This window comes from Ruegeria sp. AH7 (assembly GCF_056541325.1).
Genome location: NZ_JBQFYF010000002.1, coordinates 52,486 through 65,708, shown reverse-complemented (window position 1 = coordinate 65,708; position 13,223 = coordinate 52,486). Strand labels below are relative to the sequence as shown.

The following is a 13,223-nucleotide window of genomic DNA, read 5'->3' as shown; positions in this document are numbered from 1 at the left end:
AAATTGCTCCATTAAGATTTCTCTGCCACGCCAGGAAGCCGTTGTGACAGGCTTTTGCGGGGATACGCGCGTTGTTACACGGGGTCAATCGGTATTTCTGAACGACCCCGGTAGGCCGTGAAGCAACACCCGGCAAACAGGAACAATAAAAAGATCAGAACCGGGTTGTCCCCAAATCGCGAATAGACCGTCGGTGCGTGCGGCGCAGGCAGTATGGCATCCACGAATCCCGCTTCTCCCAAAGGCAATGAATCTGTGATCTGACCCAGCGGGTCGATCATTGCAGAGATTCCGGTATTGGCGGATCGCATCAGCGGCAAACCCTGCTCAATGGCCCGCATGCGGGCCTGCGCCAGATGCTGATAGGGGCCCGAGCGGGTGCCAAACCACGCATCATTTGTGATCTGCAGAATGAAATCTGCCCGATCCGGTGCGCCGTTGACATCTTGTGGAAACACGGCCTCGTAACAAATCAACGGTAAAGCGCGGCCGAGCTTTCCAGCCTCCAACAGCGATGGACCGGGCCCCGCACTGAACCCGTGGCCGGTCGTGGCAGCCAGGCCATGAATGCCAAAACGCCCGAGCAAATCGCCAAACGGGACGTATTCCCCAAACGGGGCAAGGTGGTGTTTGTCGTACAATCCCCGTTGGGCACCGGTTTCATCCAGAAAGATCAGCGAGTTGAAAATCTTCAACCCATCCGCGCGCTGGATGCCGAACACAACAGGCGTGCCCTGCGCTGCACTGGCAATCGTTTCCAACCAAGGGCCAGCACGGCTCAACCATGCTGGCACTGCGGTTTCGGGCCAGACAATGAGATCAGGCCGTGGCGCGGCGGCGGTAAATTCAATCTGCCGCGCGAAGAACAGCGATGCGTAGTCCGGGTCCCATTTCTGGTGCTGCGGCGCATTGGGTTGCACCAGCCTTACGACACTATCGGTCTGCTCCACGGCGGGCCTGAGGCCTGCATAGACGAACGCGAAAGCCACGCTGGCGATGGCAAATATACCCGGAGCAACCAAGCCCTCCCCGCGTATCAGCGCCGCCCCTAAGGGGATGGCCACCAACAGGGTCAGCGCACCCAGACCATACGGCCCGATTAGAGACAAAAGCTGCGCCACAGGTGTATCGACCCAGACCTGCGCAAAGCCCGCCCATGGGAACCCGGTCAACACATATCCGCGCGCAAACTCAGCAAGCGACAAAGTCAAAGCCAGCAGAACGGCCTGCTGCATGGCCGTGCCGCGCATACGATGAGCGGCCCAAAACGCCGCAACCCAGAACAACGCAAGCCCGCCTGCCATAAATACCAAAGCAAAGGGCGCCATCCAGGCGTGGCGTTCGGGATCCACCTGAAACGGTTCAATAATCCAGCCCAGCGCATGGGCGAAATAGCCGGTTGCAAAGGCCCAGCCCAGAAATCCAGCACGCCAAGCAGTCTCGGAAGCCAGAAAAAGCGGCGCGATCAGAACCAGAGCGACAAGCGTCGCGCCCCAATACCCAAATGGAGCTAGACCAAATGCGCCCAATGCGCCCAATGCTGCCGCGAATATGATCCTCAGGCTGAATGGCCAGCCCCGGACAAGTGTCATGCAGTCAGTTCCGGCAACATGACACGCAAGCGCTTGATGCGGCGCGGATCGGCATCGATCACTTCAAACTCGGGACCTTCTGGATGCAGCACAACCTCACCCCGCGCGGGAACACGACCCGACAGCATGAAGACCAGACCTCCCAAGGTGTCGATCTCTTCTTCATCCACATCCTCGTGACTGGTCAGAGAACATCCGATTTCAGCCTCAAAGTCTTCCAACGGCACACGGGCCTGCACCACGTAACAGCCGGGTTTTTCCTGGAACCAGAGCTGATCTTCGTCAGCGTCATGTTCATCAGCGATTTCACCAACGACCTGTTCGATCAGGTCCTCGATGGTCAGCAAGCCGTCAACGCCACCATACTCATCGATCACCAATGCCATATGCCGACGTTCGGTCTGCATCTTTGTCATGAGAACACCGATCGGCATCGAAGGCGGCACAAACAGTAGCGTGCGCAGCATCGAAACCAGATCGAATTCGGCCGCACCGCCATTGAACCCGTGGGTAAGTGCGAAATCCTTGAGGTGAACGAAACCGAGAGGCGTATCCAGAGTGCCTTCGTAGACCGGGATACGCGACAATCCACTGTCACGGAACACCTGCGCCAGTTCATCCTTTGAGATGGTTGAAGGAACCGAAATGATCTCGGCCGTTGGGATCGCTACATCTTCGACCCGCATCCGGCGCAGATTGATCATTCCACGGGGTTGAGCGGCCATAGTCTCTTGTCCGTTCACCACCTCTTTCTGATCATCGTTCTGACCAGAAAATGCGTCAAATATCCTTGAAAAGAAGCTGCCCTTCTCTTCGATTTCAATGCTGCTGTCCTGTGGTTGCGCGCCCTGCGCCGCCCTAGAACTGCCGTCCGTGTCGCCCATTGTCCTGTTCCAATAGTCCGGGTGAATGTACCCGCTTCATCCATTATATGGGTTATTGATACCCATTTTGCCAAGTATCTTGACCTCAACAGCCTCCATAAGGGTGGCATCAGGGTCACGAATGTGATCATAGCCCAACAAATGCAACGTGCCGTGAACGATCAAATGCGTCACATGATCCGCCATAAGTTTGCCCGCATCGGCTGCTTCGCGGGCGCAGGTATCGTACGAAATCGCAATGTCACCCAGGGCAATTTCACCCGTGAAATCCGGTTGTGGAAGATCGGGCGTAGCGCCTGCCGTTTCCGGGGACAGGTCCTCGGCAGGCCAACTCAGTACATTGGTCGGGGCAGGTTTGCCGCGAAACTCAGCGTTCAGTTCTGTGATGCGGGTATCATCGCAGCCTAATAGGCTAACTTCGCATATGTCGGGATCGAGGCTCCGAAAGCGCAGCACCTCAGCAATGGCTTTGGTGGCAAGAGGTTCCAGATCTTGCCAGCGCGAGTCTTCAATCGTTAGTTCCAGGTTCATTTCACCAGTCCAAAGCCCGTTTCGGGGCCCTGGTTCTAACCGGTCTCACGGCCCGCATCAGCCTCATATGCTTCGATGATCGCGGCGACAAGCGGATGGCGTACAACATCCTTGGACGTAAAGTAGTTGAAGCTGATATTCGGGATCGTCTTCAGCAAACGTTCGGCATCTGCAAGCCCCGACTGGACCCCGCGCGGCAGGTCAACCTGCGACCGGTCGCCAGTGATGACCATGCGGCTGCCTTCGCCCAGACGGGTCAGGAACATCTTCATCTGCATGGTCGTGGCATTCTGCGCCTCATCCAACACAACAAAGGCATTTGCCAGTGTCCGCCCCCGCATAAAGGCCAGCGGCGCGATTTCGATTCGCTTTTCCTCGATCAGTTTCGCCAGTTGTTTGCCCGGCAGAAAATCATTCAGCGCATCATACAGCGGCTGCATATAAGGATCGACCTTGTCCTTCATATCACCCGGCAGGTAACCCAGTTTTTCGCCCGCCTCGACGGCTGGTCGGCTGAGGATGATCCGGTCCACATGGCCGCCAATAAACATCGACACGCCAACGGCTACGGCCAGATAGGTCTTACCTGTGCCCGCTGGGCCGATTCCAAAGGCCAGTTCATTGTTGAACAGTGACTGCACGTAAGCCTTCTGCGCATCGGTGCGTGGTTCAACCAGCTTTTTGCGAGTTTTGATCTCGACAGAACCGCCCTTGAACATCTCAAGCTGATCACCGTCGCGACTGCCGGTATCCTGCTCAGCATTGCCCATGCGCAGCTCTCGATCCACATCCGCAGCTTCGACGTCGCGCCCCCCTTCCAGACGCGTATAGAGTGCCTGAAGCACCTCAATCGCGTTTTTTTGGGAATCTTCGTCGCCCATGACAACCAGTTGATTGCCGCGGCGCACAATCTGCACGGACAGCTTTTGTTCAATCTCTGTTAGGTTACGGTCATATTCGCCGCAAAGATCGATCAGCAATCGGTTGTCTGGAAATTCTACAAACGCCTCGCGCGCGGGCATTTCATTTGGCGGTGGGGTTAGGGCACCGGTGGCCAATCCGTTCTCCTGTCTTGGCGTTACACCCCGAGCGTAGACAAGATGTCTTGGTAGGTGCAAGCCACAGTTTTAAAATTTCCACTGACGTCGACAAAACCGCCAGCAAACCTGCTTTCAATCGCCAGAAACTGTGCTCAGAACGTGTAGTTCAAACCAAATCTGAGGCCGCGATATCCTGGCGTCGACTTGGTCGAAAAGCCTGAACCAAATTCGACGGTCTTGGATTCGAACTGAACATATTGATACTCGCCCGTGATCGACCAGTTTTCGTTCAATTTATGCTCAGCCCCAATGCTGGCCGTGTACCCACCACGCCGATCCGATTCTTCGAACAGCTGGCTGGAGAAGGTCGAGGAGATGCTGCTGGTCGTATCAACCTGACCCCAGATATATCCAACGCTGACAAAGTACAGCACCCGACCGCTGCGGTTTGTCAGGCCGTTGCGCAGTTGCACATAGAACATGTCGGAAATTTCGGTTCTGCCCGTCACCGTGTCACCACCGATCTGGGTCGAGACCGTATCGCTTAGGTTTCCGACGTCATATCCCAGTTCGATCCCATAGACATAGTCGCGGCCAAGGCTGGTGGGAACGACACCACGCCAGCCCCCCCGCATGCTGAAATAGCCACCGCGGACATCCTGATCCCCGATATCGAACACACCGGTGGGAGTTCTAAGACCAAAGCGATCGCTGCCGTTTGCGCCATAACCGGCACCGAACCCAAGATAAAAGGCGCTGACATCGCGGCTGAAACGCTCTGCGCTAATCACATCGGGCTCTGTCACCTCACCTTTCAACTCAGCTGCCAGCGTAGTGCCGGCAAAAAGTGCTGAGACACAGACAACCCACGCTGCGCGCCAAAGGTTCGACCGTTTCAATCCCCGAATAACTTCCACTCGTACCCTCCATCACACGCCGACCACGTTTTCAGGGTAGCGCAATATACGGCTTTTCAGATGCTCAGATATACGCCGAACACATGGTTAGCATTGGTCCGAGCATAGTTCGAGGCCATAAATCAAGGGTAAATTTTGGAAACAAAATCCAGAACCGGTACCGTATCTGCGATCAATCACCAAACGAGAGTAGTTCTCCTGCCAGAGAATTTGCACCCGAATCAGTGATGCGAACCTCTCGCAGATCGCCAACTTCAATCCCGGGGGCCTTAACGTGGACCGAATGCAGATATTCGGATTTACCAACCATTTGCCCTTCGAGACGGCCGGTTTTTTCGAACAGTACGCGTACCGTGCGGCCCACCATCGAATCCTGTATCTCGCGCTGATGCCGGGTGATCAGGGCTTGCAGTCGCTGCAAGCGGTCATCTGCAGCATCCGGATCAACCTGCGCTCGTTCAGCTGCCGGTGTGCCCGGACGGGTCGAATATTTGAACGAATACGCATATCCGTATTTGACCTGCTCGACCAAATCCATCGTCGCCTGAAAATCCTCTTCGGTTTCTTCCGGGAAACCGACGATGAAATCCCCGGACATCACGATGTCCGGGCGCGCCGCGCGAATACGCTCGATCAGTCGAAGGTAGCTTTCAGCCGTGTGGCTGCGGTTCATCCGCTTGAGAATCCGGTCCGATCCGGATTGTACGGGCAAATGCAGATACGGCATCAGTTTCTCGCAGGTGCCATGCGCCTCGATCAGGTCATCAGCCATGTCATTGGGATGAGATGTGGTGAAACGGATGCGTTCCAGCCCGTCAACCTTGTTTAATTCCCAGATCAGAGAGGCCAGCGTCATATCCCCGTTCGGACCCGCGCCGTGATAGGCGTTGACGTTCTGACCCAACAGGGTGATTTCACGCACACCACGTTCGACCAAATCTTGCGCTTCGCGAATGATCCGATCCGCCGGGCGGCTGACCTCGGCCCCGCGGGTATAGGGCACGACGCAGAAGGCGCAGAACTTGTCGCAGCCTTCCTGCACGGTCAGAAACGCCGTCGGGCCACGCTTGGCCTTAGGCCGGTTCTTCAACTTCTCGAACTTGTCTTCCTCGGGAAAATCCGTGTCCAGCGCCTTGGCCCCGGTACGAGTCTTCGCCTCCATCTCAGGCAAGCGGTGATAGCTTTGCGGGCCAACCACCAGATCGACCAACGGCTGGCGGCGCATGATTTCTTCGCCTTCAGCCTGCGCCACACATCCTGCAACGCCGATCTTTAGATCGGGTTTTTCGGCCTTCAGCCCCTTGAACCGACCCAGTTCGGAATAGACCTTCTCGGCCGCCTTCTCCCGGATGTGGCAGGTGTTCAGCAGGATCATATCCGCGTCATCGGCTGACTTGGTTTCGACATACCCCTGCCCGCCCAGTGCTTCGGCCATACGTTCACTGTCATAGACATTCATCTGACAGCCATAGGTCTTGATAAACAGCTTCTTGGATTCTGACATGGGGCGGGCCTTTGCATTCGCTGGATCGGCGTCGTCTATACGCTTCGAACGCCGCTTGCAATGTGGGCGCATTTACCTGAATTTGGCAGGACTTTCCAGCAGGACACAAATGAACGCGCGATGACCTACGATTCCTTGGACAGCTTCCTGAAATCCGGCCAAACCGCCTTGTCCAAGGGACCGGTTGCTCTGATCTTTGCCGAAGATGATGCCGAAATTGAAAGCACGCTGCACCATCACCTATCACTTGGATTTCAATCCGTCGTTGCGTTCATGCCGGCCGAGTTCGACCTGAGTGAGGAGCTCAGCGTGCGGGTTCATCGGATTACGTTCAATTCCGCGCCCAGATCAGTCGTATTCGATGCGTTGAATCTCATCATCAAAGCCGCTCCGAGCGTCTGGATGTATTACTGTTACAACGCCGAATACTTGTTCTATCCGTTCTGCGAAACGCGAAGCATCGGTGAGGTGCTGGCCTTTCACACCGAGGAACGCCGCAGCGCGATGCTATGCCATGTGGTCGACATCTACGCCGATGATCTGGCCAAGTTCCCAACCGGTGTCGCACCGGACCATGCCATGCTGGACAGCACCGGATATTATGCGCAGGCGCGCCACGATGCCTCGGGGCGGCCGCTGGAACGCCAGCTGGATATGTCAGGTGGCCTGCGGTGGCGGTTCGAGGATCATATTCCGTACGAACGTCGCCGGATCGACAGGATCGCCCTGTTCAAAACGCAGGCCGATTTGCTTATTCAGCCGGATCACACGTTCAACCAGCCGGAATACAACACCTATTCCTGCCCGTGGCATCACAACCTGACGGCTGCCATCTGTTCGTTCCGCGCTGCCAAGGCACTGAAAAGCAACGCCGGGTCGACCTTTGACATCCCCAGTTTCCGCTGGAGCCATTCTGTGTCTTTCGAATGGAACTCGCATCAATTGCTGGATCTGGGCCTGATCGAGCCTGGCCAGTGGTTCTGACACTACCGTCGCAGCAGAATAGGGAACCAATCCTCGCGCAGGCGCTGACCCGGCACCATCTCATGCCCTGGAAACGGGGGTGAGGTCGGGCCGGGGCGTTCCACATACCGCGCATCATCACCGACCAACCGTAGCGAGAATGCCCGACGTCGGCTGTCCGACTGATTGCCCCGCGCGCCGTGCAAAGTGCGATAGTTAAACGCCACCGCGTCCCCCGGTTCCATCTCGAACTCAACCACTTTCATACCCTCGGCATCGGGGTCTGGCACGGGGATGTATTGACCTTCATCCGCAAAGAACCCCTCTTCAGAGACCCAGCGGGTCGGCAGTACCTCTTTTTCCCAGCGATGCGATCCGGCAACGCAACGCAGCGTGGCCTGTTTCACCGCATCCAGCGGCGACCAGAAGCTGATCGTTTGCTGCCCTTCGACAAAGTAGTACGGCCCGTCCTGATGCCACGGCGTCGCCATCGAAGTTCCGGGTTCTTTGACCAGAACATGATCATGAAACATCTGCACAGTTTGCGACTGCATCAAATCAGCAGCCACGGCAGCAGCCGGAGAGGTCTTGATCACCTCCCGAAACTGGGGGATTCGCGTCCAGTTGCAATAGTCATCGAAGAATAGGCCGGTTTGACCCTCTTTTTTGTTTTCTGACGCATAAGGCCCCGGCGCGTCCATATTGGCCGCAACACCTTCGCGCAGTTGTTCGACATGATCGGCAAACAGCCCTTTGACCAAGACAACACCCTCACTCTGATACGTGTCGATCATCTGCTGCGAAACAAGAGGGTGCGGCATGTCAATCTCCGTTCGGTTACCTTTGAATGCGTCCGTTAGAGACCACCTGGGTATTCTGTTCAAATCATATCTTTCGAAGTTATAATTAGCTTCATGTTATATATTTCACTGCGTCAGTACGAATACATATGTGCGATCGCGCGGCAGGGCAGCCTATCTGCGGCGGCCCAGGCGCTAAATGTCTCGCAACCCGCGCTGTCCAACGCGCTGACCCGGGTCGAATCAAATATTGGATACCCACTGTTCGTCCGCAGGCGCGGGGCTGCTATGGTTTCAACCCCGCAGGGGCGCCGGTTTGTCGAACAGGCCGAAGGGTTGTTGAGTGCTGCTGCTCAGATTGAAAACCCTGGGTTCGTTCCGCAAGGTCTGGATCATCTAACTGTCGGCTGCTTCGTCGATTTGGCCCCGTTCCACCTTGCCCCCGCCCTGCGCTGTTTGCACGCGACGCTGCCAGATGTTTCGGTGTCTTATTCGGTCGAAGATTTTCAGGGATTGCTGGACAGCTTGGTCGATGGTCGGATCGACCTCGCCATTACTTATGATCTTGGTATGGATGCCAGTTTTGTACGGCAAAAACTGTTCGATAGCGTCCCGCAGGCATTGCTGTCGCCAGAACACCCACTGGCTGGGGCACGTCAGGTTACGCTAACCGAACTAGCGAACGAACCCTTGATCCTGTCAACCGAAGGGCTGTCTGCACAACACATACTTGGCCTCTTCAGACGCCATGGGTTAAACCCAACAGTCAGACACCGGGCCGCCACGCTTGAGATTCAGCGCAGCCTCGCCGCACATGGCGAAGGGGTAGCGATCAGCTATGTCAGCCCAAAGAACGAACTGAGCTACGACAACAAAAGCCTTGCAAGCCTGCCCATCGCCGACAAGGACGTAGCCGAGGCCGTCGTGCTGGCGCGTCACGGCACCGGGCCTGTCGACGCAACAACGAAGGCCGCAGAGCGTGCTCTGCTTGATCTAATGAAGGATCTGTAAATCAGGTGGTTTTCTTGCGCAGACGGATCACCACATCAACCGATGCGATCTCGACCCCTTTGGGGGCCTCTGGCAGGCGCTGGATCACCAATTCCTCGGACGGAGCATCGCTGAGCCGCCCTTCATCTTCCCAAAAGAAATGAGGGTGATCATGCGTATTGGTATCGAAATAGCTTTTTGATCCGTCCACCGTAATCTCTTGCAGCACTCCGGCGTCGCAAAAGGCACGCAAGGTGTTGTAGACTGTTGCCAGTGACACGGCGTCGCCTTTTGTCTTGGCGGACTCAAATAGGCTTTCTGCTGTGACGTGGCGATGGCGACCATCACCGATCAGAAGCTCAGCCAGCGCCACGCGCTGACGCGTCGGGCGCAGCCCTGCGCCTTCCAGCCAATTTGTCGCTATCTTTCGGCTCTGAGGTGTCATGAATCCGATACCCGTTCTTGCTGCCTTATATATAGGGGCGCTCTTACCCAGATTTCAAATGAAATTCATTCGCAAACAGCCATATGCTGCAACATCTTACGGCCCGCGCTCTTGCAGGACCTTGCATACGGGTGCTAGGTGAGGCCAGATATAACGAACGGACCCAAGGCAGGAGAGGCGGCAGAATGGCCCAGTTCCCGAGCAGTTTTGACAAAGACGATCTGCTAAAATGTGCTCGTGGCGAATTATTTGGCCCTGGCAATGCACAACTGCCTGCGCCGCCCATGCTAATGATGGATCGCATCACCGAAGTGTCGGCGGATGGCGGGGCCCATGGCAAAGGCCACATTCTAGCTGAATTCGATATCACGCCAGACCTTTGGTTTTTTGACTGCCACTTTCCCGGGAACCCGATTATGCCCGGATGCCTCGGGCTAGATGGCTTGTGGCAATTGACAGGCTTCAATCTGGGCTGGCGTGGTTGGCAGGGTCGCGGCATGGCCGTGGGTGTCGGCGAAGTCAGGCTAACAGGGATGGTGCGACCGGACCGCAAGATGTTGACCTATAAAATCGATTTCAAAAAGGCGATCCAGACCCGCCGCCTGACCATGGGCGTCGCAGATGGTATCGTCGAAGCGGACGGCGAAATGATTTACGACGTCAAAGACATGAGAGTTGTTCTGTCGGACGCCTAAGGCGGACCAGCCTGAAATAAGGAGCACGCACATGCGTCGAGTAGTTGTCACCGGTCTGGGGATCGTATCCTCCATCGGGAACAATGCCCAAGAGGTTCTGGCCTCACTTAAGGCCGGTAAATCCGGTATCGAAGCTAATGAGCAAATGGTTGAACATGGCTTTCGCAGTCAGATCGCCGGAACGCTGAAAATCGACGTGGCCGAGCATGTGGACAAACGCACTTTGCGGTTCATGGGCCCCGGCGCTGCCTATGCCCATATCGCCATGAGTCAGGCGATAGCCGATTCCGGGTTGGGCGAAGACCAGGTGGTCAATCCTCGCACGGGTCTGGTGGCAGGTTCCGGTGGGCCATCCACAAGCGCAATGCTGACAGCGCACCAGACCGTGCTGAAAACCGGTGCGACTAAGCGGATCGGGCCATTTGCTGTGCCGAAATGCATGTGCTCGACCATTTCCGCGAACCTAGCGACGGCGTTCAAGATCAAGGGGATCAACTACTCGATCACCTCGGCTTGCTCGACCTCGCTGCACTGCATCGGCAACGCGGCAGAACAGATCATGCTGGGCAAACAGGATGTCATGTTCGCAGGCGGCGGAGAAGAACTGGACTGGACGTTGTCCTGCCTGTTCGACGCGATGGGTGCGATGTCATCGAAGTATAACGACACACCCGAAAAAGCCTCGCGCGCGTTCGACGAAAACCGCGATGGGTTCGTGATTTCCGGCGGAGGCGGAATTGTCGTGCTGGAAGAACTGGATCACGCCTTGGCCCGTGGTGCAAAAATCTATGCCGAAGTGACCGGCTATGCCGCCACATCGGATGGCCATGATATGGTGGCCCCGTCCGGCGAGGGTGGTGAACGAGCGATGCGGCTGGCTCTGGCGACAGTTCCTGAAAGCCGCAAGGTTGGCTATATCAACGCCCATGGCACCTCGACCCCGGTCGGGGACGTGGGTGAGGTCGAAGCCGTGCGCCGCATTTTTGGCGAAGGCAGTGTGCCGCCAATCTCATCGACCAAATCGATGACCGGCCACGCACAGGGGGCTGCGGGCGCGCTAGAGGCGATCTTCTGTCTGCTGATGCTGGATAATGATTTCATTACGCCGTCGATCAATGTCGACACTTTAGCCGAAGGCATTCTGCCCGGTGAAATTGCAACGGAAACGGTTGAAAACGCAGGCTTGGACAGTGTCATGACCAACAGCTTCGGCTTTGGCGGCACCAACGGGTCCATGGTTCTGTCGAAGTATAACGGGTGAATGTGATGTCGGATATTCTAAAGGGAAAACGCGGGCTGATCATGGGCGTGGCCAATGATCGCTCGATTGCATGGGGCATTGCCAAAGCCATGCACGAAGCAGGCGCGGAACTGGCATTCACCTATCAAGGCGAGGCATTCGGCAAGCGGTTGGAACCGCTGGCCCAAAGCCTTGGCAGCGATTTCATGGTGGATGCGGATGTCACCGATGACGCATCGTTGGATCGCGCGTTCGGAGAACTGGCCGCACGCTGGCCAACCATTGATTTCGTGGTCCACGCGATTGCCTATTCGGACAAATCCGAACTGACGGGCCGGTTCCTGAACACCTCACGGGCCAACTTCAAGCATTCGATGGATGTTTCGGCATATTCCTTCATCGAAGTCGCGCGACGCGCCTATCCGATGATGAAGGAAAATGGCGGCTCGCTGCTGACACTGACCTATCAGGGTTCGAACCGCGTTGTTCCAAATTACAACGTGATGGGTGTTGCCAAGGCGGCACTGGAGTCTGCGACCCGCTATTTGGCCAACGATCTGGGCCCTGAAGGCATCCGTGTAAACGCCATTTCGCCCGGACCGATGAAGACACTAGCAGGCGCAGCCATCGGCGGTGCGCGTAAGACCTACAAGTTCTGCGACCTGAATGCCCCTATGCGCTCGAACGCGACGCTTGAGGCGGTCGGCGGAACCGCCGTCTATCTGACATCGGATGCGGGCGCCTGCACGTCGGGCGAAATCATCCGTGTGGATGGCGGTTTCCACGTGCTCGGAATGCCACAGCCCGATTTCATGTGACCATATCTTTCCCTGACGCCGCCCAGATTTAACCAAATTTCAGCGTCAGGGTTTGCGATATGAGCAAACTTGACCAGATCATCGCAAGCAATGCCCGCACGGCACGTCGCAAATCCGGCTTTCTGAGCCAGCGCGCCCGTATCCTGCTTTTGACCCTGACCACGTTGCTGGTGCTATTTGTGTTCTTCACACAACCTCCAGTGCGCAGCGCCATCGAAGCGTTGATCGGATAAGGGCAAAGCCGGGTTCATTGCGTTCAAGAACAGCGCAGGCCCGTGCAGGTCCTGCGATGGTACTGCGTAGATTTCAACCGTTCTGACTGAAACACTCGGATCGATCTTCAATTACACTAGTTGATTGAGGCAACCTCAATCTCGAAAATCAAATCCTGACCAGCCAGCGGGTGATTGGCGTCCAGCGTTACGGTCGCGTCATTTGCGTCAACAATCGTGACCGGCAAAGCCTGACCATCCGGTGTCTGCATTTGCAATTGTGTCCCGGGGTCCAGCGGGATGTCATCCGGAATACCCTCGCGCGGTATTTCCTGGCGCATGGCAGGGTTGATCGGCCCATAGGCATCAACGCAGGCAATCTCGACCCGTTTCTTATCGCCCACGGCAAGGCCGGGCATCGCGCTATCAAGCCCCGGGATGATCTGCCCGGACCCCACAACAAACTCCAGCGGATCGCGCCCGTCCGAGCTGTCGAAGACAGTACCGTCCAGCAGCGTACCGGTATAGTGGATGCGAACCCTGTCGCCTTGTTTGATGTCTGTCATTTGGGGCCTCCGGGCCGATAAGTGTG

At 56.5% G+C, this 13,223-nt stretch carries 15 protein-coding genes and 1 riboswitch; of the genes, 6 read left to right on the top strand and 9 right to left on the bottom strand.

Annotation, left to right across the window (positions count from 1 at the left end; translation table 11 throughout):
• Positions 1-4 precede the first annotated feature (4 nt).
• A riboswitch (SAM-SAH riboswitch) is annotated at positions 5-53 on the bottom strand.
• Positions 54-74: 21 nt separating this feature from the next.
• The 6 genes from lnt to miaB form a co-directional block, all read right to left on the bottom strand.
• Positions 75-1,592 carry an apolipoprotein N-acyltransferase gene (gene lnt / locus ACR0JX_RS04810; protein WP_480541882.1) on the bottom strand — a complete coding sequence of 506 codons (1,518 nt, stop codon included), beginning with the start codon at positions 1,590-1,592 and terminating at the stop codon, positions 75-77.
• A complete protein-coding gene (locus ACR0JX_RS04805) occupies positions 1,589-2,476 on the bottom strand; it encodes a hemolysin family protein (protein ID WP_480541880.1) in 888 nt (295 codons plus the stop codon). Before ACR0JX_RS04805 ends, lnt begins: the two co-directional genes overlap by 4 nt.
• A 36-nt stretch (positions 2,477-2,512) precedes the next feature.
• Positions 2,513-3,007, bottom strand: a complete 495-nt coding sequence (ybeY, locus tag ACR0JX_RS04800; protein WP_480541878.1) for an rRNA maturation RNase YbeY — start codon at positions 3,005-3,007, stop codon at positions 2,513-2,515.
• A gap of 35 nt (positions 3,008-3,042) precedes the next feature.
• Complete coding sequence (locus ACR0JX_RS04795) at positions 3,043-4,065, bottom strand: PhoH family protein (RefSeq protein ID WP_353012261.1); 1,023 nt, start codon at positions 4,063-4,065, stop codon at positions 3,043-3,045.
• Between the two features lie 134 nt (positions 4,066-4,199).
• Positions 4,200-4,964: an outer membrane protein gene (locus ACR0JX_RS04790; protein ID WP_480541876.1), complete on the bottom strand. Its 765-nt coding sequence runs from the start codon at positions 4,962-4,964 to the stop codon at positions 4,200-4,202.
• Between the two features lie 172 nt (positions 4,965-5,136).
• Positions 5,137-6,468 carry a tRNA (N6-isopentenyl adenosine(37)-C2)-methylthiotransferase MiaB gene (gene miaB / locus ACR0JX_RS04785; protein WP_480541874.1) on the bottom strand — a complete coding sequence of 444 codons (1,332 nt, stop codon included), beginning with the start codon at positions 6,466-6,468 and terminating at the stop codon, positions 5,137-5,139.
• 120 nt (positions 6,469-6,588) lie between these two features.
• On the opposite strand from miaB, the gene ACR0JX_RS04780 reads away from it, so the two are divergent.
• Positions 6,589-7,452, top strand: a complete 864-nt coding sequence (locus ACR0JX_RS04780; RefSeq protein WP_480541872.1) for a glycosyltransferase family protein — start codon at positions 6,589-6,591, stop codon at positions 7,450-7,452.
• A gap of 2 nt (positions 7,453-7,454) precedes the next feature.
• Here the strand turns inward: ACR0JX_RS04780 and ACR0JX_RS04775 are convergent, their stop codons facing one another.
• On the bottom strand, positions 7,455-8,252 hold the full coding sequence (locus tag ACR0JX_RS04775; RefSeq protein WP_480541870.1) for a phytanoyl-CoA dioxygenase family protein: 798 nt from the start codon (positions 8,250-8,252) through the stop codon (positions 7,455-7,457).
• Positions 8,253-8,345: 93 nt separating this feature from the next.
• Here ACR0JX_RS04775 and ACR0JX_RS04770 point away from each other — a divergent pair, with 93 nt between their 5' ends.
• Positions 8,346-9,242, top strand: a complete 897-nt coding sequence (locus ACR0JX_RS04770; RefSeq protein WP_480541869.1) for a LysR family transcriptional regulator — start codon at positions 8,346-8,348, stop codon at positions 9,240-9,242.
• Between the two features lies 1 nt (position 9,243).
• On the opposite strand, the gene irrA is transcribed toward ACR0JX_RS04770, so the two are convergent.
• On the bottom strand, positions 9,244-9,666 hold the full coding sequence (gene irrA, locus ACR0JX_RS04765) for an iron response transcriptional regulator IrrA (protein ID WP_170531195.1): 423 nt from the start codon (positions 9,664-9,666) through the stop codon (positions 9,244-9,246).
• A gap of 185 nt (positions 9,667-9,851) precedes the next feature.
• Here irrA and fabA point away from each other — a divergent pair, with 185 nt between their 5' ends.
• From fabA to ACR0JX_RS04745, 4 genes are read left to right on the top strand one after another with little or no spacing between them, the layout of a single operon-like run.
• A complete protein-coding gene (fabA, locus tag ACR0JX_RS04760) occupies positions 9,852-10,361 on the top strand; it encodes a bifunctional 3-hydroxydecanoyl-ACP dehydratase/trans-2-decenoyl-ACP isomerase (RefSeq protein WP_170531196.1) in 510 nt (169 codons plus the stop codon).
• A 31-nt stretch (positions 10,362-10,392) separates the two neighbouring features.
• Positions 10,393-11,622 (top strand): beta-ketoacyl-ACP synthase I, encoded by a 1,230-nt coding sequence (fabB, locus tag ACR0JX_RS04755; protein ID WP_480541867.1) that lies wholly within the window; start codon positions 10,393-10,395, stop codon positions 11,620-11,622.
• A 5-nt stretch (positions 11,623-11,627) separates the two neighbouring features.
• Complete coding sequence (locus ACR0JX_RS04750) at positions 11,628-12,419, top strand: enoyl-ACP reductase FabI (protein WP_480541865.1); 792 nt, start codon at positions 11,628-11,630, stop codon at positions 12,417-12,419.
• Between the two features lie 59 nt (positions 12,420-12,478).
• Positions 12,479-12,652, top strand: coding sequence for a hypothetical protein (locus ACR0JX_RS04745; RefSeq protein WP_170531201.1), 174 nt, complete (start codon positions 12,479-12,481; stop codon positions 12,650-12,652).
• Between the two features lie 116 nt (positions 12,653-12,768).
• Here ACR0JX_RS04745 and ACR0JX_RS04740 read toward each other — a convergent pair whose 3' ends face one another.
• Positions 12,769-13,197, bottom strand: coding sequence for an FKBP-type peptidyl-prolyl cis-trans isomerase (locus ACR0JX_RS04740; RefSeq protein ID WP_480541863.1), 429 nt, complete (start codon positions 13,195-13,197; stop codon positions 12,769-12,771).
• Between the last annotated feature and the right edge of the window lie 26 nt (positions 13,198-13,223).

Excerpts from the sequence above, each read along its gene's own strand:
- lnt (WP_480541882.1), bottom strand. The coding sequence starts at position 1,592 with ATGACACTTGTCCGGGGCTGGCCATTCAGCCTGAGGATCATATTCGCG.
- ACR0JX_RS04805 (WP_480541880.1), bottom strand. The coding sequence starts at position 2,476 with ATGGGCGACACGGACGGCAGTTCTAGGGCGGCGCAGGGCGCGCAACCA.
- ybeY (WP_480541878.1), bottom strand. The coding sequence starts at position 3,007 with ATGAACCTGGAACTAACGATTGAAGACTCGCGCTGGCAAGATCTGGAA.
- miaB (WP_480541874.1), bottom strand. The coding sequence starts at position 6,468 with ATGTCAGAATCCAAGAAGCTGTTTATCAAGACCTATGGCTGTCAGATG.
- ACR0JX_RS04780 (WP_480541872.1), top strand. The coding sequence starts at position 6,589 with ATGACCTACGATTCCTTGGACAGCTTCCTGAAATCCGGCCAAACCGCC.
- ACR0JX_RS04775 (WP_480541870.1), bottom strand. The coding sequence starts at position 8,252 with ATGCCGCACCCTCTTGTTTCGCAGCAGATGATCGACACGTATCAGAGT.
- ACR0JX_RS04770 (WP_480541869.1), top strand. The coding sequence starts at position 8,346 with ATGTTATATATTTCACTGCGTCAGTACGAATACATATGTGCGATCGCG.
- irrA (WP_170531195.1), bottom strand. The coding sequence starts at position 9,666 with ATGACACCTCAGAGCCGAAAGATAGCGACAAATTGGCTGGAAGGCGCA.
- fabA (WP_170531196.1), top strand. The coding sequence starts at position 9,852 with ATGGCCCAGTTCCCGAGCAGTTTTGACAAAGACGATCTGCTAAAATGT.
- fabB (WP_480541867.1), top strand. The coding sequence starts at position 10,393 with ATGCGTCGAGTAGTTGTCACCGGTCTGGGGATCGTATCCTCCATCGGG.
- ACR0JX_RS04750 (WP_480541865.1), top strand. The coding sequence starts at position 11,628 with ATGTCGGATATTCTAAAGGGAAAACGCGGGCTGATCATGGGCGTGGCC.
- ACR0JX_RS04745 (WP_170531201.1), top strand. The coding sequence starts at position 12,479 with ATGAGCAAACTTGACCAGATCATCGCAAGCAATGCCCGCACGGCACGT.
- ACR0JX_RS04740 (WP_480541863.1), bottom strand. The coding sequence starts at position 13,197 with ATGACAGACATCAAACAAGGCGACAGGGTTCGCATCCACTATACCGGT.